Source organism: Nocardia sp. NPDC050697 (assembly GCF_040654395.1).
GTDB lineage: Bacteria > Actinomycetota > Actinomycetes > Mycobacteriales > Mycobacteriaceae > Nocardia.
This window is the reverse complement of the sequence record NZ_JBFAHY010000001.1, coordinates 547720-568791: the sequence shown is the minus strand read 5'-3', so window position 1 is coordinate 568791 and position 21072 is coordinate 547720. Positions and strand designations below refer to the sequence as shown.

Here is a 21072-nt window from a genome sequence, read left to right as displayed (position 1 = left end):
CGACCCCACCTGGCGGGGCATCAGGGATCATGCCGAGAGATCGGCGAACTGGGCCGGTGCCGCACCTGCTCGCCCGGCCCTGGCGAGCCGGTGCGCGCGGTCGTGCAGCATGTTCCCGGAGCGGCTCCGTACCCACCGCACGGTAAACGGGATCGGGCGAGCGACGGCCGCGCGAAGCCGCTCCCGCACCGCTTCGGTCTTCGGGAAGCTCGCCGGCGCACCCCAGACCAGTGCCGCGGTCACCGCCTCGACGGCGCCGACGCAATCCGACAAGACGACCAGCGGGCGGCCGGTGAACTCGGGGGCAAGCACCGCCGCGCAGATGGCGAGGACCTCGGTCTCCGTCGCGGACGTGCCTTCGGTACAGCGCCCGCCGCCGAGGCGCCCGTCGGCCGCTGCCCAGCCGTAGCCACCGGTCGCGCCGAATCCGGAGCCATCCACCGCCACCTCGATCGGGTCGGCGGTCTCGACCGGGAGCACGGCTGCGGGCTCGGCAGGCTCACTCGGCACCGCAGTCTCCGGAAGCACCGCCGTGCAGAGCATCTCGGCCAGCTCCGAACCGGTACCGAAATCGAAATCCGGGCTCTCCAGCAACTCACGGTGGGCGGCCACGACCGCACGGATCCGCTGCCACAGCTCCGGGTGCGCCGCCACGCACGCCGCGGCTGCCGCAGCGTGGAATCCGGGCACGTCGTACCCCGGCTCCCCATCCACCGCCGCCGCGATGGAATTCCGGAGTTCCTGGAAGGCGACCTTGGCTACGCCGCGATGGAAGCGCAGGACCGCGAACTCCTCGTACAGCTCGCTCAACCTCCGCAGGTGCGCCGCCTTCGGCCCGTACCGCGCCGTCTCGTCGATGTCGGCCCGCACCTCGACCTCGACGCTGCCCAGCGCCCGGCACCAGCGCTCGACGACCGGAATCTCGTCCAGCGCCGGGATGTATTCGACGGTCAGCGAGCGGCGCACCGCCCGGACGAACTCGTCCTCGTCCAGTGCCAGCAGCCGCTCGGCTTCCGGTGTCGCCGCCGGGACCGGCCACCCGTGCGTGACCGCCCACGACCACAGCTCGGCCGCGGGGAGCCGATATCGGGCCGCCGAACCGGTCACCGCGGTCGCGGCCTGCTCGAAGTGCCACCGATACTCCTCGGGCCGGAGCAGAGCCAGCAGCCAGCGGCACAGCGGCTCGAATCCGCGGATGCGGAATTCGTGATGGCGCTCCCGGAGTTCGGCGCGCTTTTCGTCGCGCACCTCGATCCGCAGCGCCTCCGCGCGCTGCAATCCCGGGCTGAGCGAACGGTAGCGGTGCTTGCTCCGGGTCAGCCGGGCGGCGTGCATCTCGCCCGCCAGCAGCGTCGCGATGTAGTGCAGGCAATTCGCCCTGACCTCCCGCAACAGCGGGCTGTGCAGCGTCGCCAAGGTCTCCGGCGACGCGGTCTCCTCCACCTCCGCCCAGCACGCGGCCAGCAGGACGTCGAAATCGGTGCGCATCGACTCCACCAGCGCCGGCGAGACCGAGGGAGTGTCCATGTCAGGACCATAAAACGAGCCACCGACACGAACCGGGAACAATCCGCGCCGGAGCCCCGTTGTAGAGGCTGTCGGCACCCTGGGCAGCCCCGGGCCGCACCCTCCGTCGCTTCGAGCGACCACTCGCCGAGAGGCGCTTGCCGGGTGCCGGCACTGTTCGCGGGAACGCCGCGGGCCGACTCCGGCCCGCGGCGTTTCTCGTACGGCGGCCCGCGGGTGCCACGCGTGCGCACCAGAGCCACCACGCCGAGCACGATCTCGCCGACCTCGGGGCCCTCGTGGCCCGGTCCTGACTCACCGGAGGTGCCGCCATGGCCGCCCGCCACTTCGATCCCGCCGAACCGGGAACACCCACCGTGACTTGGCAACCACTGGTCGCGGGGCTACCGGTGGCCGAACCGGAGATCGACGCCCTCGTCCTGGTCGCGCCGCACCCCGACGACGAGGTGCTCGGCCTCGGCGCGCTCACCGCCGCGCTCACCGGCCGCGGAGTCCCGGTCACGATCATCGCCGTCACCGACGGTGACGCCTCGCACCCCGGCTCGCCGACCCACACCCCGGCCGCGCTCGCCGAGCTCCGCCGCCGCGAATCCGCAGCGGCCGCAGCCGTACTCGGGGTCACCGACATCGTCCACCTGGGCCTGCCCGACGGCGCCGTCACCGACCACGAGGACCGCCTGACCGAACTGCTCGCCCCGCACCTGCCCGCGGGAGCGACCGTCGCCGTCCCCTTCCACGCCGACGGCCACCCCGACCACGAAGCCACCGCCCGCGCCGCAGCGGCCGCCGCCCGCGGACTGCCGCTGCTGGAGTACCCGATCTGGCTCTGGCACTGGTCGCACCCCGGCGACCCGGACATCGACTGGACCCGCGCCCGGCGGCTGCCCGCTACACCCGGGCAGGCCGAGCGCAAACGTCGAGCCGTGGCGGCGTTCGCCTCCCAGATCGCACCGCTTTCCGCGCACCCCGCCGACCGCGCGGTGCTGCCCGCGCACATCCTGGCCCGGCTGCTCGACCTGGACGAGGTGGTCTTCGTATGAGCCCGCGCGGCGACCCGGAGTTCTTCGACGCCCATGTTCCGCGCCGGCCCGGACGCCTTCGACTGAGCGAGGTCGCGTACTACCGAACCGCTCCCACACTCGCCACCACCGTCCTGACCGCGCGCTGAGGGCGACGGAGCCCGGCCCTTCCGGTTCGGCAGCGGCTCGTTGCCGGCCCGAACTCACCGGGCGTAGCCTCGCCCTGCGAGGCTGTGATCCCGATCGGAGAAAGGACAGGGTGCTGACATTGACCCCGCGACCCATCCTCGCCGGCACCCCGGGCTCCTTCGCCCGCGCCGTCTTCCACGAACGCCACCCGAAGCTCATCGAGCGCGTCCTGCGCGCCCTTCCGTACCCGCCCGCCCAGCGGGCCGCGCTGGAGGAGCTGCTCACCGAAAGCACCACCGGCGTGATGCAACCGCTGTCGGAGGACACCGCCGACCGCGAGCGCTGGCTGGCCCGGGGCGCCGAGCACTACGGCAAACCGTGGGGTGACGCGCCGTTCCTGTGGGCGGAGAGCTTCTTCTACCGGCGGCTGCTGGAGGCCACCGGCTACCACCGCCCCGGCCCGTGGCGGGGCATCGACCCCTTCGCCCCGTTCAAGACCGCCGAACTGCACGGCGCCACCGTCACCGGCCAGCTCGGCAGCCTCGGCGACGTCGACCGCGATCGACTGCTGCTGGCCTGCCTCTGGGGCAACCGCGCCGACCTCGGCTTCCAGCTCACCGCCACGGAGAGCGAAACCTCCGATGCGCTGCTCATCGACGACAGCGCGCTGCTGTGGTCGATGCTGGAGGACGCACCCCGGCTGGACGTGATCGCCGACAACGCCGGCGCTGAACTCCTGCCCGACCTGATCCTCATCGACCACCTGCTGACCGCCGGGACCGTCCCCGAGATCAGGTTGTGGGTCAAACCCGCCCCCTACTACGTCTCCGACGCCACCACGGCCGACGTCCTGGCCATCCTGGCCCTGCTGCGCGACACCGCCACCAGCCTCGGCCGCCGCCTCGAAGACCACATCACTACCGCGCGGCTCAGCATCGACACCCACGAGTTCTTCTGCGCCCCGCTCCTGTTCGCCGAAATGCCGGACGATCTCGCCACCGAACTCGCGGGCGCGCAGGTCACCGTGCTCAAGGGCGACCTGAACTACCGGCGCCTGGTCGGCGACCTGGACTGGCCCGCCACCACGCCCTTCGCCGAGACCGTTCAGCCGTTCCCGGCACCCGTCGTGGCGCTGCGGACCTTGAAATCCGATGTCGTGGTAGGGCTCAGCGCCGAGCAGGAGACCGCTCTCGACACCCGCGAGCCCGGCTGGCGCACCCGCGGTACTCACGCCCTCATCAGCGCCGCACCCGGTCGAATTCACCGCCGCGAAGGCCGGCGGTGAAGGCGTCCCACTCACCGGGGGTGAACACCAGCGCGGGCCCGGACGTGTTCTTGGAGTCCCGGACACCGACGTGACCGCCGGCCAGACGCGCGACCTCGACGCAGTCGTTTCCGCCGGTGCTGTGGCTCGACGTGAACCACTCGGCATGGGATAGGTCCACCGAATTCGGCGCGGATGGCACTGGCGTGCTCGTGCCACCACAACCCCTCTCCCTCGTTCGCCTCCGCAGCTCGCGTGAGCTCGAGGAGCTTGGGCAGCTTGTCCATCGCGTTGTAGAACTGGCACAGCGCATGGGTGTCCAGCGTCCGAATCCGACCGGCCCCGCCGCGCTCGGTTGACCCATTTCGGCTGCCCCGCAGCCTTTTCAGCTGCACTGCTCCCTGACAAGAACAGCACGAGGGGCAGGGGCACGGCATGGTGGCAGTGGATGAGCGTTGGCGCGACGACTGGGAGTAGCCGTGGACAAGCACATCCGGATCGAGTACGCGGCCGGGGCGATCTTCGACTAGCGCGTCAGCGACACCGCGGTCCGACAGCTCGAGAGCACACCGCGCTCCTCTGGGAGCCGTGTCGAGCCGCCATCGGACAGGGGGACGTCCGCCGCGCGTCCGCGCGGGGCGGATCCGGGCCTCCGGTTTCCTCTGCTCCCGAACCGCGAGGGATGTTTCCGAGCAACGGGTTTCGCTGCGCGAGCCGGGGTGAACCTGACACCACGCCCGGCCACGGGGCAACACCGACAGACGGGAAAATAGTGCGCGGAGTGCGGATTTCGGCGGTAGCAATGCTCGCGTGCGCGGTAGTGGCCGCGCTGGCACCCTCGGCGCAGGCAGGGCCCGAACTGAACGGCACCGATCCACGGGAAAGCGGCTGCGCGCGCGGATCGGTCATCACCGCGACCGTGCCCCTGCTGGATCCTGCGGGAGACCCGACCCGGCTGGAGGTGACGGTGCGCCGCTCCCCGGCATGCGCGACGCGCTGGATCGACCTGGTCAACCCCTACCCCGCGGGCTACGCGCAGGTTCAGCTGTTCACCGCGGTCGCCTACACCGACGTCGCCACCACCCACACCGGTACCGCCGGCGGCCTGCACCGCTCCCCGCAGGTGTTCGCCCCGGGACAGACCTGCATCGAGTTCAGCGCCCTCGTCACCGCCGACGCCCGGGTGCTCGCCGGTGGCGGGGAGCCGACCACGCTCTGCTGACCGGCGCCGCCGCGACGGAAGGGGATCCCGCTTCGTGTGAGCGATACGGGGTTTCGCCGCGGCGGCCACCGGTGATTCCGATCAGCGCGGCCGGGGTTTCCCTGCACCCGTCAGCGCCGCGTGGGAGCCTACCGGCGCACGGACGTCCGTCCGAGGCACGGACAGGGCATTGTCACCCCGATGCCCGCGCCGGGCGGGTGGACGCAGTTGTCGACGCCGCACTCCGACGACCGGCCACCCGAACCGCGTCAGGGCACGCCGACCCGCGCCATCGCAACCGCAAACCCCCAGCTCGCCCCCACCTATGGCCGAACAAATCAAGCTTGACACGCCTGTAAGGCCGGGCTAGCTTTTGGTGGCCCAGGTCACAATCAGTGACCGGGCCGCCGGAATCGCCGACTGCGCGATGCGGCGTCGAATCGGTGGCTCGACGGGATGGCCCGGCGTCAATACAGCCGTGCCCGACCGGCCTGGAAGGGCTTGCAAGATGGGTAGCAGAACCGGCCGAATCGCCGCGGCGGCATTGGCTGTGGCGTGTGTGTTCTCCGTCGTCTCGTGTAGCGACGACAGCAGTTCCGACGCGGGAGGCACCTCCATCGCGCCGGGTAACCAGGCGAGCGGTGAGCCGATCAAGATCGGGCTGTTCAATCCGTCGAAGGGCCCGGCCACCCAGCCCGGCGTGACGACCGGCAAGAACGCCGCGGTCGAGTACATCAACAACCAGATCGGCGGGATCAACGGCCGCCCGATCGAGGTGGTCGACTGCGGGGTCGACAACACCTCGCCGGAGTCGACGATCTCCTGCGCGAACCAGTTCGTGCAGGCCGGGGTGGTCGCCACGATCGACGGCTACAACGCCGAATCGCTGGCCGCCATGCCCATTCTGACCTCGGCGGGCATCCCGCTGGTCGGCCAGATCCCGTTCAATACCGCCACCGCCGCCTCCGCCGAGAACCGGGTGTTCTTCGGGCCGCACCCGGCGGGCTTCCTGGTCGGCTTCCTGCAGTCGCTCAAGCAGGCGGGCAAGAACTCGCTGACGCTGGTGAACGCCGATCTGCCGCAGGCGCACCAGGTGTTCGACCAGCTGCTCGCGCCGCTCGCCGCGCAGCTCGGCATGGACGTCAAGAGCGCCTACTACCCGCCCGCCTCGCCGAACTTCACCGCGCTGGCCTCCACCATCGCCGACGGCAGCCCCGCCGCCGGCGGGCTCATGACCGCCCCCAACGACAACACCTGCAACAAGCTCGCGCAGGCGCTGAAGTCGGTGAACTACAGCGGCACCGTGTTCCTCGCGGCCTGCACGGAGTACGTCGAGCTGCTCGGCGCCCAGGCCGTCGGGTCGCAGTCGTACTCGCCGGTGTGGCTGGCGCCCGCCGCCGATTCCGCGCCCGAACCGGCGAAGACCAACCTGAAGACCGCGGAGAAGTTCATCGACAATGCCGGTGGCACCGCGGGCTTCTACGCCTACGGCACCTTCGCCACCCTGGTCGACTTCGCGCAGGCGCTCACCGCGAAGGCTCCGGCGGAGTTCACCGGCCCGGCCATCCTGGCGGCACTGAAGGGACTCACCGACTACCAGAGCTTCCTCGGGCCCAAGCTGAACTGCGGGAAGCCGAGCACCCCGACCTGCACCAGCGAGATGCTGCTGTTCGAGGTGACCGCCGACAAGAAGCAGGCCCCGGTGACCGGTGGCTTCATCACCCCGAATCCCCAGGTCATGGCGCTGATCCCGGGCGCCGCGTAGCGAATTCGGGTGCCGTGGGGGCGGGTCGTCCGGCAACGGGCGGCCCGCCCTTCACGACTCGGCTCTTCAGAGAAGATCGGCAGCACATGGCCCAGTTCCTCCAGTTCGTCTTCCTCGGCCTGTCGACCGGCGCGGTGTACGCGGTCCTGGCCTCGTCCCTGGTGGCGGTGCACGCCGCGACGGGGATCATCAACTTCGCGCAGGGCGCCTTCGCGCTGTGGGCGGTCTACGTGGTGGCCGCGCTGCGCACCGACGGCACCTTGGTCCTGCCCGTCGGCAGTCTTTCGCTCGGTAGCGAGGACGCGCCGACGGGCATGCTGCTCGCCGCCGTCCTCGGGGTGGGCTCGGCCGCCGTCTGGGCGCTGCTCGCGCACCTGCTGGTGTTCCGGCCGCTGCGGCAGGCGCCGGTGCTGGCCCAGGTGGTGGCCTCGGTCGGGTTGATGCTGTTCATCCAGGCCCTAGTGGGGCTGCGGTTCGACACCGAGAACCTGTTCGCGAAACCGATTTTGCCCGACGACACCGTGCACCTCGCCGGTGCGCTGGTCAATGTCTCGGACCTGATCCTCGCCGGTACCGCGATCGCGGTCGCGGCGCTGCTCTACGCCTACTTCCGCTTCACCACCGCCGGGATCGCGACCCGCGCGGGCTCGGAGGACGAGCTCGCCGCCCGCCTCACCGGCTTCGCCCCGGACCGGCTGGCCGCCGTCGTCTGGGGCATGACCGGCGCCGCCTGCGGCCTGATCGGCGTGCTCGCCGCCTACACCATCGGGCTGAACGAGACGAGCTACACCTTCTACGTGATCCCCGCGCTGGCCGCGGCGCTGGTCGGGCGGCTGGCCTCCTTCGGCACCGCCTGCGCGGCCGGGCTGCTGCTCGGCTCCTTCCAGGCGGTCATCCTGTGGGCCGATTCCAAGGACGTCTTCCCGAACTGGGCGCAGGCGGGGCTCGGGGACGCGGTGCCGTTCGTCATCGTGATCATCGCGCTGTTCCTGCTCGGCGGGCGCATCCCGGCCCGCGGCTCCCTCGGCGCGGTGCGGATGCCCGCGGTGCGGATCCCGCGCATCCGGGTGGTCACGACGGTGCTGGTGGTGGCGCTCGCGGTCGCCGCGATCGTCTTCACCACCGGCACCTGGCGTTTCGGCGTGGTCACCTCGACCATCCTGTCGCTGATCGCGCTCTCGCTGGTGCTGCTCACCGGCTACCTCGGGCAGATCTCGCTCGCGAGTATGGCGTTCGCGGGGGCCGCCGGATTCGCGCTGTCGAAGCTGGCCGACAGCTGGAGCGTGCCCTTCCCGCTCGGCATGATCGCGGCGGCCCTGGTCGCCACCGCGCTCGGCGTGCTGGTGGGCGTGCCCGCGCTGCGGATCCGCGGGGCGCAGCTGGCGGTGGTGACGCTGGCCGCGGCGCTGGCGATCCAGAGCTTCGTGTTCAACAACCCCGCGCTCACCCCGGCGCAGGGCAACCTCATCGCCGACCCCACGCTCTTCGGCATCGACCTCGGGGTCCGCGAGGGCACCGACCTGGTGACCCTGCGGTTCGCGCTGATGGTGCTGGTCGTGGTGGCGATCTGCACGCTCGCGGTCATGCGGATCATGGGCGGCGCCACCGGGCGGGCGCTGCTCGCGGTGCGCTCCAACGAGCGCGCGGCCGCCTCGGTCGGCATCGACGTGGCCTCCACGAAGCTGCTCGGCTTCGCCGTCTCGGCCTTTCTGGCCGGGATCGGCGGCTGCCTCATCGGGTACAGCCGCGGCCAGCTCTCGGCGGCCTCCTTCACCGTCATGATCGGGCTGACCGTGCTGGCCATGACCTACGTCGGCGGTATCACCTCGGTCTCCGGCGCGTTCATCGCGGGCACGGCCGGGCCGCTCGGGGTCGGCTACGTCTTCCTCAACCAGACCCTCGAGCTGGGCGAGTACTACGAACTCATCGCCGCCGGCGTGCTGCTACTGATGGCGGTGCTCAACCCGGTCGGGGTGGCCGGGGCGATGGCCGAGGTGCGGGACCACCTGCGGACGGCGGCAGCGCGACGATCGGCGCCCACGCCGGTCGCCGCGGCGGAAGAGAAGGCGGCGGCCCATGTCTGAGACCCTGTTGCGCACCGCGCAGCTCTCGGTGCGCTACGGCGGCGTCGTCGCCAACTCCGGCATCGACCTCACCGTCGGCGCCGGCGAGATCGTCGGGCTCATCGGCCCCAACGGCGCGGGCAAGACCACCTTCGTCGACGCCGTCACCGGATTCACCGCGGCCACCGGCGAGGTCACCCTGGAGGAGACCCGGCTCGACCGGCTCGGCCCGCACCGCCGCCGCCGCGCCGGACTCGCCCGCACCTGGCAGGCCGGGGAGCTCTTCGGCGACCTCACCGTGGAGCAGAACCTCGCCGTCGCGCTGCAGCGGACCGGCGTGCGGTCGCTGTTCACCGATATCCTCGGCCGCTCCGCACCGCCGCGCGACACCATCGAGGCGGCGCTGGAGCTGGTGGGCGTCCCGGGTTCCGGTGCCCGCCGCCCCGGCGAACTCACCCTCGGCCAGCAGAAACTGGTCGGGGTCGCGCGCGCCCTCGTCGGCGGCTCCCGGGTGGTTTTGCTCGATGAACCCGCCGCCGGGCTCGACACCCACGAGAGCGTCGAATTCGGGCAGCACCTGCGCCGGGTGGCGGCCTCCGGCATCGGCGTCCTGCTCATCGACCACGACATGCAGCTGGTGCTCGACATCTGCGCGCGGCTCTACGTGCTCGACTTCGGGGTCGTCATCGCCAGCGGCGAACCGGCCGTCATCCGCGAGGACCCGACCGTGATCGCCGCCTACCTGGGGACCGCGCAACCGGCAGGAGAGACCGAATGACCAGTCCCGCACTGGAGCTGGCGGGCGTCACCGTCGGCTACGGCGGCGTGCCCGCCGTCCGCGACCTGGACCTGCGGGCCCGCCCCGGCGAGATCCTCGCGCTGCTCGGCCCCAACGGCGCGGGCAAGACCACCACGCTGCTCGCCGCCGTCGGCGCGCTGCCGCTCATCTCCGGAACCATCACGGCGCTGGGTTCCCCTTTGGATCGGCGGGTCGAGCGCAATGCCCGGCGCGGGGTGATCCTCGTTCCGGACAGCCGCGGCGTGTTCCACCGGCTCTCCGTCGAGGACAACCTGCGGCTGGCGCGGCGCAAGAACAGCCCGTCCCTCGATGACGTGCTGGACTACTTCCCCAAGCTGCGCACGCTGCGCTCCCGCGGCTGCGGCACCCTCTCCGGCGGCGAACAGCAGATGCTGGCCCTGGCCAAGGCGCTGCTGTGCGCGCCGAAGGTGCTGCTCATCGACGAACTCAGCCTCGGGCTCGCCCCCATCGCGGTCGAGGAGCTGCTGCCCCGGCTGCGCGAGATCGCCGACGACCAGCACATGGCCGTCGTCCTGGTGGAGCAGCACATCGAGCTGGCGCTCTCGATCGCCGACTCGGCGCTGGTGCTGCACCACGGCCGGGCCGCGCTCACCGGCTCCGCCGCCGAGCTGCGGGGGCGCCGCGACCGGGTCGAGGCGGCGTACTTCGGTACCCTCGAGAACGCCGCGGGGAGCTGACACCGCCTGTCGTATCGGGTGGCGGGCGCACCCGATACGACAGGAACGGAGGACGTCATCGACGCAGCGAGGGAGGGGACCGTGGCCGAGTCCGGGCGCCGCCGCAGCACCCGCAACCGCCCCACCGACACCCATCTGCTCGACGCGGCGTGCGCGGTGATGGCCGAGGTCGGCGTCGACCGCGCCACCATGGACACCATCGCCCAGCGCGCCGATACCTCCCGGGTGACGCTCTACGCCCACTTCGGCTCCCGCGACGCGCTCGTCGACGCGGTGCTCGAACGCGAGCTCGAGAAGCTCACCACCTGGATGTTCGAGATCTACGACCACGGCGAGACCATGCAGTACGGCCCGCGCGCCGCGTACTCGATCGAATCGCTCTTCGACTACGCGCGGCGCCACCCCAGTGGCTTCCGCGTGCTGCTCGACAACCGCTACGACGACAACCATTCGGTGCGGCGGCTCTCCGCGACGCTCGAGCCGCGGATCGCGGAGCGGTTGCGGGCCAATTACGCCGAGCGGGGGACGCCCATCGATGGGGGTGCGGAGACGCTCGCCGCCCTGCTGCTCGGTATCAGCCTCGATGTGGCCTATCGGGCGGTGATCGTCGGGGGGTCGGATATCGATGTGGCGTGTGAGCTCGCCGTCACCGCGTCGCTGGCGGTCTTGCGCGCGGTCGAGCCCGCGCAGTTGCGGGCCCTGGACGCCGCGCAGCCGGGGTGAACCGGCCTGTGATACAGGTCGCTCTACTACCCCCTGTCGGAGATTCGGCGCCGGAGTTAGCCTGAGTCGATCATGTTGCTCGGCAACGCTGTTGGCACGGATCGTGGTGTGTGCGGTTCGCCTGCCCGTTCCGCGAGGAGTCTCCGATGTCTCGGTCAGCCACCCCGATCACCCGCCGCCGGATGCTCGCCGCCGCCGCACTGCTGATCGTTCCGGGGTGCGCGCCGACCGGCTCGCCTGCCGAAAACAGCCCCCCGCACTGGGATTACGACGCGGACGGACCGGCGCACTGGGCGCAGCTCGACGGCCGCTACAGCATGTGCGGGACCGGCGCCGGGCAGTCCCCGATCGACCTCGGCCATCCGACGCGCGTGACGCCCGCCGAGCACATCGACATCGACTACGGCCCGGTGCGCGCCGTGGAGGTCGTCGACAACGGCCACACCATCCAGGCGAACATTCCCTCCGGTACCGGCCATCACGTGACCGTCGACGGGCGGCGATTCACGCTGACCCAGTTCCACTTCCACGCGCCGAGCGAGCACACAGTCGAGGGCGCCGGTTCGGCTATGGAGCTGCACCTGGTCCACGTCGCCGAGGACGGCGCGATCGCCGTGCTCGGCGTCCTCATGGAGGTGGCCGAGCAGCCGTCGGCCTTCTCGCCGGTGCTCGGGGAGCTGCCTCCGGCCCGTGGGTCGCGCACCATCGAAACGCTCGACCTGCGCGCCCTTCTCCCCGGCGATCTCGCGCAGTTCCGCTACACGGGCTCGCTCACCACGCCGCCGTGCACCGAGGGGGTGGCCTGGACCGTGCTCCGGCACCCGGTCCCGGTGGCCGGGGACGAGGTGGAGCGCTATCTGGCGCGCTTCCCGCACACGAATCGGCCCGCTCAGTCCGCCAATGGGAGGGCGGTCGTGCTCGCGGGTGGCTGACCTGGTCCGCGCATCGACTCGAGCTGTTCCCGGAGGATGTCCCCGTGGCCCGCGTGCCGGGCGAACTCGCCGGTCATGAACACATACATCCAGCGGAGGCTGATCGGGGCGCCGGTGTGCGGATGCGCGCGGACCTCGTGCAGCGGGAAGCTCGCCGCGATGACCCGGGCGCGGGCGCTCGCGCGGTCGAACTCCGCGATCACCTCGGCCACGGACTCGTGGTCGCCCACCTCGAAGCCCCCGTGCGCCCACAGCGGGCCGTCGCAGTCGGCGTCGGCGAGGCGGCCGAGGGTGCGCTGGAACCACATTCGCTCGGCGAAGGTGGCGTGTTTGACGAGGGTGAGCGGGGTCGTCAGCGAGGGCACGAGGCGGCGTCTGGCCTCGGTCTCGGACAGCCCGCGCACCGTGCTCACGAGGTCGGCGCGCGCTTGGTCGAGCAGGCTTTCGAGTACTTCGCGCTCGGGAGTGGTCATCGGACGCAGTCCTTTCTCGGCCCGCCGACGCACACGCCAGACGGACCGATCTGGTGGTGGTTCGGATAGCGGCTCACCGGGAGAACCGGGGCCGGGCGGTCGCGGGCGGCGACCGGGATCCTGAATCGGGCCGCTGGAGGTGATCAACCCGGGGACGGGTGCGGCGGACCGATGGCGAATCTACCAGTTCGTTATCGGATCACCGCTGCGCGCGCGGGTCACGGCGCGATCAAGGGGGTGGAGGGCTCGCTGTTCACCGCTCCGTCTCGGTGCGCGGGCTCTACGATGACACTGATCGATCTGTGATCACCGGGGAGGGCCGATGCGGATTCCGGGACGAACGGGCGCAGGCGGAGACCGGTTCCGCCCCAGTCACGATGGACTTTCGGAGACCGTGCGGCGGCTATCGCGATTCGGGGTCGTCGCGCTGGCGGTACTCCTGATGTCGACGATGATGGCGGCGACCGGATCGGCGCTTCCGCCGGACACCGTCACCGTCCGCGCACCGTTACCGTCGGCGTCCGCGGTTCCGGTACCGGACGAGCACTGCACGGCTACCACCTGCGACTCCACGGACGAGACCGAGAAGGATCCCGGTACCTACCCCGGATGCCGCACCGGCGTCGGCCCGTGCCCGTACACCGATCCGTGCCTCCGCAACCCCGACGCTCCCGCGTGCATGACCGACCCGTGCACCGCCAGCAATCCGCCGTCGACCTGCGGAACCCCGCCGTCGTGCACGGAAGCGAATCCACCGCCGACCTGCCCACGCGACCCGGACACGACCGTGCCGTGCGAACCGGGAGTTCCGCAGTGCCCACCCGGAAACGACACCTCGAATCCGGGGAACACGCAACCGGATCCGGGACCGGGCGACCCGGTCACCTCGGACCCGGGGACGCGCAACCCGCAATCGGGAAGCCCGGAGCAGCACGACCCGGGCTCCGACATCGGCCCACCGGACACCGGGCAGCCGCCGGTATCCGAAGACCGCAAACCCCCCGGCTCGGTCGAAATGGCACTGACCCCGTCGGCGATCGCCCCCGGCGGAGAGGTGACGGCCTCCGGGCGCGGTTGCGAACCCGGCGCTCGGGTCGAGCTGAAGATCGGCGCGACCCCGGTCGGCACCACCGTCGCCGCGGCCGACGGCTCCTTCACCGCACCGCTGACGCTCGCCGCCATCGAGGTCGGGCGGCACGACGTGCAGACGTGGTGCGGCCGCCCGCTGACCGCCCAGCTGGACGTGGTGCTGGTCAGCAGCGTCGACGGCGGCGCGTCGACCGTCGCGATCCTGCTGTTCTTCCTGCTCCTCGGTGGCTGGTTCTACGGTCACCGGCTCATCTCGCACCGTTCGACCCGGAGAAGCCGATGACCATCCCCCCGAGGCGAATCGCGACAGCGGTGCTCGCCGCCCTGCTCGGTGCGGCGGCGCTGCTCTCCCCCGGACCGGCGCACGCCGAGGCGGACGGCCTCGAGCTGACCGCCACCATCGACGGCCGCGATATCGCCGGTCGCACCGGCGCCGACCCGGTCCGCCTGACCCCGGAGAGCGCGGCCGACATCGCCGTCACCCTCAGCAACGGCGGCGCGCAGCAGCTCGAGGTGCGCCGGGTCGACCTCACCGGCGAGGTACTCGGGCTGCGCTTCTTCTCCTACTCGACCTCCGTGGGGCTGAAGATCGCGCCGGGAAAATCCGAGACCCTGCGCTATGAACTCGATCTGGCGGGGCTGGACGGCCAGGCCACCGGACTCATAGCCGGGCGGCTCACCGTCACCGGCACGGACGGCGCGGAACTCGCGCACGTGAGCACGGTGACCGATGTGCGCGGCTCGATCCGCTCGGTCTACGGCCTGTTCGGGATCGCGCTCGCCGCGCTCACCGCGCTGGCGCTGCTCGACGCCGCGATCGGCATCGCCCGGCACCGGCTCTCGGCCAATCGCTGGCAGCGCGGGGTCCGGCTGCTCGCCCCCGGCGTCGGCATCGGGCTGGTCTTCGGTTTCACCGCCTCGGTGCTGCGCTGGTGGGTACCGGACACGGGGGTGTGGCTCGGCGTCGCGGGCGCGGCGGCCGCGATCGCCTTCGTGCTCGGGTACCTCTCCCCCACACCGGATTCCGACCCCGACGAGCCGGAACTCGACGCCACCGACATCGCCGAGAACGCCGACACCGTCCGCATCGTGTCGCGGGGGCCGATCGCGTGAACGAACGAGAAACGGTGACCGCCGACACCGGATGGCTGCGCGCGGCCCTGCCCGGCTACGACCTCGGCACCGAGGTGGGGCGCGGCGGCTGCGGAGTGGTGCTCTCGGGGGTGCAGCGGCGGCTGGGCAGGGCGGTGGCGATCAAGCAGATCCCGGCCCAGTTCGCCCACGATCCGACGGTGCGCAGACGCTTCGTCGCCGAGGCCCGCGTCATGGCGGCGATCGACCACCCGCACGTGGTGCGCGTCTTCGACTACATCGAACACGAGCACCTGTGCCTGCTGATCATGGAGTACCTGCCCGGCGGCACGGTCGCCCACCGCTTCGCCACGCACGGCTTCGACGCCGCGACGGCGGTCGCGGTCGCGCTCTCCTGCGCCGCCGGGCTGCAGGCCGCGCACAGCCACGGCGTCCTGCACCGCGACGTCAAGCCATCGAACCTGATGTTCGGCGCGGGCGGCGCGATCAAACTGACCGATTTCGGCATCGCCAAGATCGTCGGCGGTGACGAGACGCTGGTGACCAAGGCGGGCGAGATCATCGGCACCCCGTCCTATATCGCACCGGAACAGGTGCGCGGCGAGGAGCTGTCGCCCGCCACCGATATCTACTCGCTGGCGACCATGCTCTACCAGCTGCTCGCCGGGGTGCTGCCCTTCCCGCCCGCCGCCAACCAGCTCGCCGCGCTCTACGCGCACGCCTACGAACAGCCGATCCCGCTGTCCCAGGCCGCGCCACGCATCCCGGAGCCGATCGCGGCGGTGGTGATGCGCGGCCTGGCGAGCGAGCCGGAGCGGCGGTTCGGCTCGGCCGAGGAGTTCGGCATCGCGCTCGCCGAGCCCGCGGCCCACTGCTGGGGCAGTGATTGGCTGACGCCCGTCGGCATCCCCGTGATCGGCGCGGACACGATTGTCGCCGCGGCCACCGGTGGGTCCCGGAGCGTCATCGGGCGGGCGGCCAGCGCACCGACCGTGCGCGTGCCCGTCCCCCGGACGGGTGGCCACCCGCCTCCGACCCGTCAGGCCACCCGGCCCGGCCCCGGCCCCCTTCCCGCGCGGATACGGCCGCAGGGCGAGGTGCAGGCCCGCGGCGTCCGGCTGATCGACCTCGAGCAGGCCGATCTGGTGCCGGTCCGCGAGGTGGTGAGGTTCGCGTCGCCGCGGGTGCCGTTCGCGGTCGCCGCGGTCCTGGCCGTCGGCGCGTGCGCCATCGCCCTGACCGGATTCGGCGGGCCGGAGCCGGGCGGGAATCTCGCGCCGGGAACCGTCACCCTCGCGGACGCCGACCCCGTCGCTGCCGGGCCGCTCGCCCTCGATATGTCCGCGCCGGTCCCGCTGCGGGTGGAGGGCGTGGACGCCGACGCCGCCCGGCTGTCGATCGTCGTGCTCGGGGCGCGGATCGGTGACGAGACCACTCCGATCGAACCCGGGAATCCGACCTCGGTTCCCGCGCCCGTCAACCCCTACGTCGTGGCCGGAACCGGCACGGGAGAGCTGACTCTGCTGCGCGACGGGGTGGAGATCGGCACCCAGCGCGTCGAATACCGCACCACGCAGTCGGCGTTCACCACCGCCGTCGCGGTCGGCGTCGCGCTGCTCGCCCTGCTGGCACTCGCCTACCTGGAATCCAATTTCCGGGCGCTGCGACGCGGACGGGGTGCACTCGCGAACTCCGCCGGGCTGGTTGTCAGCGCGGCGGCTACCGCCGTAGCGGTCGCGGGCGCCGCGTGGGTGCTGCTCGGCATTCAGCCGACGGTGCCCGCGCTCGCTCTCTCCGCGCTGATCGCGGCGGGTGCGGGGGTGGCGGCGGCCGCCGGTGCGCGACGGATGGGGAAGCGGTACCGCTCCCTTCGCGGCAGCCGCCGGGTGGTGGCGCTCGTGCGGCCGTGACCGGACTCGACCGACCGCCCCTCCGGTGAGACGATCCGCGGCGCCGTCCAGCACCGGCACGCGGGATCCCTATCCCAGTCGGCGCGGCTCTGCCGCAACCTCGGAAGCAACCATCGCAGGCGCTGTTTCGACCGCAGGGGCGGCGCAGCGGATCCGGTCCTGCGGGAAGCCGTCGAGCAGGCGTTCCAGCAGGATGCGGCGCGGCACCATCCGGGTCGGCGCGCCGAGGGTGGCGTTGACGACCAGCACCCGCCTCGATGACGTTGCGACAGCGGCTTTTCGGGGTGATACCTCGGGTGGTTGCACACCTCGGATACGAAGTGGTGCCGCCTCTGGTTCACGCGTTCCGGCTCGTCATATCCGGTACGAGCAGCGCGGCCAGCTGCTCGAGCTGCGCCCGCACCTCGGCGAGCAGCGCCGGATCGTCGGTCCCGATGGCAGTGGCCAGGGCCGCGTCGATGGTCCCGGCGCGCACCGCCGCGACTCGCTCCGAGGTCTGCGGCGCCTGCCGCAACAGGCTGCGGCGGCGGTCGCCGGGATCCGGTTCGCTGACCACCGAGCCGGCGTCGAGAAGCCTGGCGACACAGCGCGACACCGCGCTCTGCGGCAGCCCCGTCCGGGCGGCGATCTCCCCGACGGTGCTGGTCTCGGCCGCCGCGATCTCGGCCGCGACGACGAGCACCGCACGAGCACCGGTCGAGTACTCCGGTAAACCGTCGGCCGGGATCGCCTCCTCGCCGATCTTCATCAACGCGCGCCCCAGCAGGAGGAGCTCCACTCCGTTCACCCCATCCACAATACATCCATCTTGATGTATCCATTTGGATGGATTACCGTCGGAGCCATGACCACCGCTGAAAGATCCCGCCTGTGTGTGCCGGGCGCCGAACTGTCCTACGAACTTCGCGGCTCCGGCCCGCTGCTCCTGCTGCTCCAGGGCGGCGACGGCACCATCGCCCGCGCGGCGGGGCTCGCCGAGAAGCTGGCCGAGCACTACACCGTCCTGGTCCACGACCGCCGCGGCCTCGGCGGCAGCATCGCCACCGACCCGTCCCCCCGGGCGACCCCGCACACGCACGCTGAAGATTTCCCCGGCCCAGTCGAACGCGGCGCCGAGGGCGTGTTACAACACCTGGATGTTCAACCGCGGCTCCTGGGTCGCGGAGATCCCGGGCTGGCGCTCCTACGCCGAACCGGGCGCCATGATGGCCGAGCCGCTGCTGATGAACGCCGCGGGCTACTCCTACGGCGTGCTGCTCTGCACCATCCTGGGCTGCTTCGTCATGCGGCAGGCCAAGAAGAAGTGGCCGAACATCAACAACTACGGGCTGATCGGCATCCTGATCGTCTGGACCTTCTTCTTCGACCTCGTCATCGAGGGGCTCTTCCTCATGCCGATGGGGCTGTTCACCTACCCCGGCGCCATCCAGTCGCTCTCGATCAACGCGGGCACCTACTACCAGTGGCCCATCTACGAGGGGCTCATGTGGGGCGGGGTGCAGGCGGGGCTGTGCGCGCTGCGCTACTTCACCGACGACCGCGGCCGCACCTTCGTCGAGCGCGGGCTGGAGCGCACCGGCGGCGGCTTCGCCCGGCAGCAGGGCACCCGGTTCCTGGCCATCTTCGCGGCGTGCAGCATGTTCTTCTTCGTCGCCTACAACCTGCCCGCGCAGTGGTTCGCCATGAACGCCGACCCCTGGCCCGAGGACATCCAGAAGCGCTCCTACTTCGACATGGGTGTCTGCGGTGACGGCACCGACAGGCCCTGCCCGCACCCGGATATGCCCATCCCCGGCCGCGACACCGTCTACATCGACTCCGACGGCAAGGTCGTGATCCCCGAGGGTGTCGAGCTGCCGACGATCGTCCCCCACGAGCGAGGAAACTGAGATGACGCTGACCACCGCACCGCACATCGCGCGCGCCCCCTTCTATCGCGCCATCGGCGACGAGGCCGAGGTCTTCCGCGCGGCGGCCCGACGCGGGTCGCCGGTGCTGCTGAAAGGCCCCACCGGCTGCGGTAAGACCCGCTTCGTGGAGGCGATGGCGCACGAGCTCGGCCGCGAGCTGATCACCGCCGCCGGCCACGAGGACATGACCTCGGCCGATCTGGTCGGCCGGTTCCTGCTCCAGGGCGGGGAGACGGTCTGGGTGGACGGCCCGCTGACCCGCGCCGTCCGCGAGGGCGCCATCTTCTACCTGGACGAGGTGGTCGAGGCGCGGCAGGACACCACCGTCGTCATCCACCCGCTCGCCGACCACCGCCGCGAGCTGCCGGTCGACCGGCTCGGCACCAGCATCCCCGCCGCCCCCGGCTTCCAGCTGGTGATCTCCTACAACCCCGGCTACCAGAGCGTGCTCAAGAGCCTCAAGGAATCGACCAGGCAGCGCTTCGTCGCCATCGAGCTGGACTTCCCGCCCGCCGATATCGAGACCGACGTGGTCGCCCACGAGGCCGGGATCGGCGCCGGCACCGCCGCCGACCTGGTGCGGCTCGGGCAGGCGATCCGCCGCATCGACGGGTCGCCGCTGCGCGAGGTGGCCTCCACCCGGCTGCTCATCCTGGCCGGTGGGCTCGTCGCCGAGGGGTTGCCGCTGCACGCCGCGGTGCAGTCGGCGGTGGTGCGGACGCTCTCCGACGACGCCGACGTGGTCCGCGCGCTCGGCGAGCTCGTCGACGCCGTCCTGCCCCGGTCATGAGCACCGCGGAGCTCGACCGCTTCCGGCTGCTCGCGAGCTACGTCGCGGGCCGGGCGGTCGAGATCGGCCCGGCCCCTGCGGGCGCGGCGGCCCACACGAACGGGCAGGTCGTCTTCGTCTCGGCGGGCCGATCCGCCGCCGAGCGGCGCCGGGAGGTGCTGGTGCAGGCCGCGCTGCTCGGCGCGGGGAGCCTCGACCCCGCGCTGGTGCGGCCGCTCCGGGCGCGCTCCGGGGTGGCGCGGCGCTACCTGGCGCTGGAGGGGCACCGCGCGCTCGCCGGGCTCGGCGCGTCGATTCCGCTGGCCGCGGTGCTCGCCGGGCCGGAGCCGCTGCGCACCGCGAGCGCGGAGGGGTCGCTCGCGCTGGCAAGCGGCCGGGAGCCGGTGGCGGAGCCGCCCGAGTGGTTCGGGGTGATCAAGCCGTCCCGGCTGCTCGCACCCGCCGCCGGGCCGGGCGGGCGGGCCACCGGGAAGGAGCTGCGCCTCGAGTTCGACCCGATCGACCTGCCCGAGGGCGAGGAGGACGACGACGACGGCGGTGACCAGGTCGGGGGGAGCAAGATCCTGAAGCTGTTCGAGAACCCGCTCTTCAATTCGCGGGCGCTCTCGGATCAGCTGCGCAAGCTCTTCGGCAACTCCCGCTCGGCCGGTGACGGCGCGGCCGGGGCCGAGATGCAGGTGCGCGCGGTGCGCCGGGTGAGCCGGGTGGGCGCCGCCGCCCAGCCGCTGCCGACCCGCATCCGGTTCACCGACGACGGCAAGCCCGCCGCCGCGCTCGGCATCGGCGGCGCGCTGCACCCGGAGTGGGATGTGCACGGCAAGCGCTACAAACCCGACTGGTGCCGGGTCATCGACTTCCCGCTGACCGTCGACGCCGACCTCACCGCGGCCGGCGTCGCTCCCGACGACGTGCTGCGCCGCCGCCTGGCCCGGATCGGGCTCGGCCCCCGGGTACTGCGCAGCCGCCCGGACGGCGACGAACTCGATCTCGAGGCGCTGATCGACCTCGTCGTCGACCTGCGCTCGGGCCACTCCCCCGCGGAGAACATCTACCTCGAACGCCGCAAGCTCGACCGCAACCTGGGGGTGCTGATCCTGCTCGACGCCTCCGGCTCGGCCACCGATACCGACACCGAGGGCCTCGCGGTGCACGACCACCAGCGCCGCGCGGCCGCGACCATGGCGCACACGCTGGAGGAGCTCGGCGACCGGGTCGCGGTCTACGCCTTCCGCTCGCAGGGCCGCCACGCCGTGCACCTGCCCGCCGTCAAGACCTTCGACCAGCGCTTCGGCGCGGCCGGGCGGGCCCGCCTCAACCAGCTCCAGCCCGCGAACTACACCCGCCTCGGGGCGGGCATCCGCGGCGCGGGCGACATCCTGAAACGCGAAGCGGGAACCGAGAACCGGCTGCTCGTCGTGCTCTCCGACGGCCACCCCTACGACGAGGGGTACGAGGGTCACTACGCCGAAGCCGATGCCAACAGGGCACTCGAGGAGCTGCGCGCCGACGGCGTGGCCTGCCTGTGCCTGACCATCGGCGCCACCACCACCGACGACGCGCTCGCCCGGGTCTTCGGCTCGGCCGGGCACGCCGGCGCGACCACCCTGGGCGAGCTCAGCCCGCGCATGGACGAACTGTTCCTCGCCGCACTGCGCGAACTCGCCGTCGCGCGCTGACCGACCACCGAC

Annotated in this window: 20 protein-coding genes; 15 read left to right on the top strand and 5 right to left on the bottom strand. The window is 71.9% G+C overall.

The window, feature by feature from the left end; translation table 11 throughout:
* Positions 1 to 27: 27 nt before the first annotated feature.
* Positions 28 to 1527 carry a hypothetical protein gene (locus AB0H71_RS02820; protein ID WP_357014236.1) on the bottom strand — a complete coding sequence of 500 codons (1500 nt, stop codon included), beginning with the start codon at positions 1525 to 1527 and terminating at the stop codon, positions 28 to 30.
* A gap of 311 nt (positions 1528 to 1838) precedes the next feature.
* Here AB0H71_RS02820 and AB0H71_RS02815 point away from each other — a divergent pair, with 311 nt between their 5' ends.
* Positions 1839 to 2567, top strand: a complete 729-nt coding sequence (locus tag AB0H71_RS02815) for a PIG-L deacetylase family protein (protein ID WP_357014234.1) — start codon at positions 1839 to 1841, stop codon at positions 2565 to 2567.
* Positions 2568 to 2814: 247 nt separating this feature from the next.
* Positions 2815 to 3960, top strand: coding sequence for a damage-control phosphatase ARMT1 family protein (locus tag AB0H71_RS02810; protein ID WP_357014232.1), 1146 nt, complete (start codon positions 2815 to 2817; stop codon positions 3958 to 3960).
* Here AB0H71_RS02810 and AB0H71_RS02805 read toward each other — a convergent pair.
* Positions 3914 to 4120, bottom strand: a complete 207-nt coding sequence (locus tag AB0H71_RS02805) for a DUF397 domain-containing protein (RefSeq protein WP_357016113.1) — start codon at positions 4118 to 4120, stop codon at positions 3914 to 3916. The two genes, AB0H71_RS02810 and AB0H71_RS02805, sit on opposite strands and share 47 nt — an antisense overlap.
* A gap of 738 nt (positions 4121 to 4858) precedes the next feature.
* Between AB0H71_RS02805 and AB0H71_RS02800 the strand changes: the two genes are divergently transcribed.
* The 7 genes from AB0H71_RS02800 to AB0H71_RS02770 all read left to right on the top strand — a co-directional run bounded on the left by AB0H71_RS02800 (position 4859) and on the right by AB0H71_RS02770 (position 12120).
* Entirely contained in the window at positions 4859 to 5161 is a 303-nt protein-coding gene (locus AB0H71_RS02800) for a hypothetical protein (RefSeq protein ID WP_357014230.1), read from the top strand.
* A 487-nt stretch (positions 5162 to 5648) separates the two neighbouring features.
* Positions 5649 to 6905, top strand: a complete 1257-nt coding sequence (locus tag AB0H71_RS02795) for an ABC transporter substrate-binding protein (protein WP_357014228.1) — start codon at positions 5649 to 5651, stop codon at positions 6903 to 6905.
* Between the two features lie 86 nt (positions 6906 to 6991).
* A complete protein-coding gene (locus AB0H71_RS02790; protein WP_357014227.1) occupies positions 6992 to 8989 on the top strand; it encodes an ABC transporter permease in 1998 nt (665 codons plus the stop codon).
* Positions 8982 to 9746 (top strand): ATP-binding cassette domain-containing protein, encoded by a 765-nt coding sequence (locus tag AB0H71_RS02785; RefSeq protein WP_357014225.1) that lies wholly within the window; start codon positions 8982 to 8984, stop codon positions 9744 to 9746. Before AB0H71_RS02790 ends, AB0H71_RS02785 begins: the two co-directional genes overlap by 8 nt.
* A complete protein-coding gene (locus AB0H71_RS02780; RefSeq protein WP_357014223.1) occupies positions 9743 to 10465 on the top strand; it encodes an ATP-binding cassette domain-containing protein in 723 nt (240 codons plus the stop codon). The genes AB0H71_RS02785 and AB0H71_RS02780 overlap by 4 nt, the downstream gene beginning before the upstream one ends.
* 81 nt (positions 10466 to 10546) lie before the next feature.
* Positions 10547 to 11188, top strand: a complete 642-nt coding sequence (locus AB0H71_RS02775) for a TetR/AcrR family transcriptional regulator (protein WP_357014222.1) — start codon at positions 10547 to 10549, stop codon at positions 11186 to 11188.
* A 146-nt stretch (positions 11189 to 11334) separates the two neighbouring features.
* Positions 11335 to 12120: a carbonic anhydrase family protein gene (locus AB0H71_RS02770; RefSeq protein WP_357014220.1), complete on the top strand. Its 786-nt coding sequence runs from the start codon at positions 11335 to 11337 to the stop codon at positions 12118 to 12120.
* Here AB0H71_RS02770 and AB0H71_RS02765 read toward each other — a convergent pair.
* A complete protein-coding gene (locus AB0H71_RS02765) occupies positions 12078 to 12593 on the bottom strand; it encodes a DinB family protein (RefSeq protein ID WP_357014218.1) in 516 nt (171 codons plus the stop codon). The two genes, AB0H71_RS02770 and AB0H71_RS02765, sit on opposite strands and share 43 nt — an antisense overlap.
* Before the next feature lie 322 nt (positions 12594 to 12915).
* On the opposite strand from AB0H71_RS02765, the gene AB0H71_RS02760 reads away from it, so the two are divergent.
* From AB0H71_RS02760 to AB0H71_RS02750, 3 genes are read left to right on the top strand one after another with little or no spacing between them, the layout of a single operon-like run.
* The gene (locus AB0H71_RS02760) at positions 12916 to 13965 is read left to right on the top strand and encodes a hypothetical protein (protein WP_357014216.1); all 1050 of its coding nucleotides are present in this window, start codon (positions 12916 to 12918) and stop codon (positions 13963 to 13965) included.
* Positions 13962 to 14795, top strand: a complete 834-nt coding sequence (locus AB0H71_RS02755) for a hypothetical protein (RefSeq protein ID WP_357014214.1) — start codon at positions 13962 to 13964, stop codon at positions 14793 to 14795. Before AB0H71_RS02760 ends, AB0H71_RS02755 begins: the two co-directional genes overlap by 4 nt.
* Positions 14796 to 14809: 14 nt before the next feature.
* Positions 14810 to 16684, top strand: a complete 1875-nt coding sequence (locus tag AB0H71_RS02750; protein ID WP_357014212.1) for a serine/threonine-protein kinase — start codon at positions 14810 to 14812, stop codon at positions 16682 to 16684.
* 69 nt (positions 16685 to 16753) lie between these two features.
* On the opposite strand, the gene AB0H71_RS02745 is transcribed toward AB0H71_RS02750, so the two are convergent.
* Both AB0H71_RS02745 and AB0H71_RS02740 read right to left on the bottom strand, forming a co-directional pair.
* Positions 16754 to 16933: a hypothetical protein gene (locus AB0H71_RS02745; protein WP_357016237.1), complete on the bottom strand. Its 180-nt coding sequence runs from the start codon at positions 16931 to 16933 to the stop codon at positions 16754 to 16756.
* A gap of 88 nt (positions 16934 to 17021) precedes the next feature.
* Positions 17022 to 17696 (bottom strand): MarR family transcriptional regulator, encoded by a 675-nt coding sequence (locus AB0H71_RS02740; RefSeq protein ID WP_357014210.1) that lies wholly within the window; start codon positions 17694 to 17696, stop codon positions 17022 to 17024.
* A gap of 67 nt (positions 17697 to 17763) precedes the next feature.
* On the opposite strand from AB0H71_RS02740, the gene AB0H71_RS02735 reads away from it, so the two are divergent.
* Genes AB0H71_RS02735 through AB0H71_RS02725 form a run of 3 tightly spaced genes read left to right on the top strand, consistent with a single transcriptional unit; the run spans position 17764 to position 21060 of the window.
* Positions 17764 to 18573: a spirocyclase AveC family protein gene (locus AB0H71_RS02735; protein WP_357016111.1), complete on the top strand. Its 810-nt coding sequence runs from the start codon at positions 17764 to 17766 to the stop codon at positions 18571 to 18573.
* Position 18574: 1 nt separating this feature from the next.
* Complete coding sequence (locus AB0H71_RS02730) at positions 18575 to 19384, top strand: CbbQ/NirQ/NorQ/GpvN family protein (protein WP_357014209.1); 810 nt, start codon at positions 18575 to 18577, stop codon at positions 19382 to 19384.
* A complete protein-coding gene (locus AB0H71_RS02725) occupies positions 19381 to 21060 on the top strand; it encodes a VWA domain-containing protein (protein WP_357014208.1) in 1680 nt (559 codons plus the stop codon). Before AB0H71_RS02730 ends, AB0H71_RS02725 begins: the two co-directional genes overlap by 4 nt.
* The last annotated feature ends 12 nt before the right edge of the window (positions 21061 to 21072 follow it).

Bases quoted from the DNA above. Each gene is read 5' to 3' on its own strand.
- AB0H71_RS02820 (WP_357014236.1), bottom strand. From the start codon at position 1,527: ATGGACACTCCCTCGGTCTCGCCGGCGCTGGTGGAGTCGATGCGCACC.
- AB0H71_RS02815 (WP_357014234.1), top strand. From the start codon at position 1,839: ATGGCCGCCCGCCACTTCGATCCCGCCGAACCGGGAACACCCACCGTG.
- AB0H71_RS02795 (WP_357014228.1), top strand. From the start codon at position 5,649: ATGGGTAGCAGAACCGGCCGAATCGCCGCGGCGGCATTGGCTGTGGCG.
- AB0H71_RS02790 (WP_357014227.1), top strand. From the start codon at position 6,992: ATGGCCCAGTTCCTCCAGTTCGTCTTCCTCGGCCTGTCGACCGGCGCG.
- AB0H71_RS02785 (WP_357014225.1), top strand. From the start codon at position 8,982: ATGTCTGAGACCCTGTTGCGCACCGCGCAGCTCTCGGTGCGCTACGGC.
- AB0H71_RS02780 (WP_357014223.1), top strand. From the start codon at position 9,743: ATGACCAGTCCCGCACTGGAGCTGGCGGGCGTCACCGTCGGCTACGGC.
- AB0H71_RS02770 (WP_357014220.1), top strand. From the start codon at position 11,335: ATGTCTCGGTCAGCCACCCCGATCACCCGCCGCCGGATGCTCGCCGCC.
- AB0H71_RS02765 (WP_357014218.1), bottom strand. From the start codon at position 12,593: ATGACCACTCCCGAGCGCGAAGTACTCGAAAGCCTGCTCGACCAAGCG.
- AB0H71_RS02760 (WP_357014216.1), top strand. From the start codon at position 12,916: ATGCGGATTCCGGGACGAACGGGCGCAGGCGGAGACCGGTTCCGCCCC.
- AB0H71_RS02755 (WP_357014214.1), top strand. From the start codon at position 13,962: ATGACCATCCCCCCGAGGCGAATCGCGACAGCGGTGCTCGCCGCCCTG.
- AB0H71_RS02730 (WP_357014209.1), top strand. From the start codon at position 18,575: ATGACGCTGACCACCGCACCGCACATCGCGCGCGCCCCCTTCTATCGC.
- AB0H71_RS02725 (WP_357014208.1), top strand. From the start codon at position 19,381: ATGAGCACCGCGGAGCTCGACCGCTTCCGGCTGCTCGCGAGCTACGTC.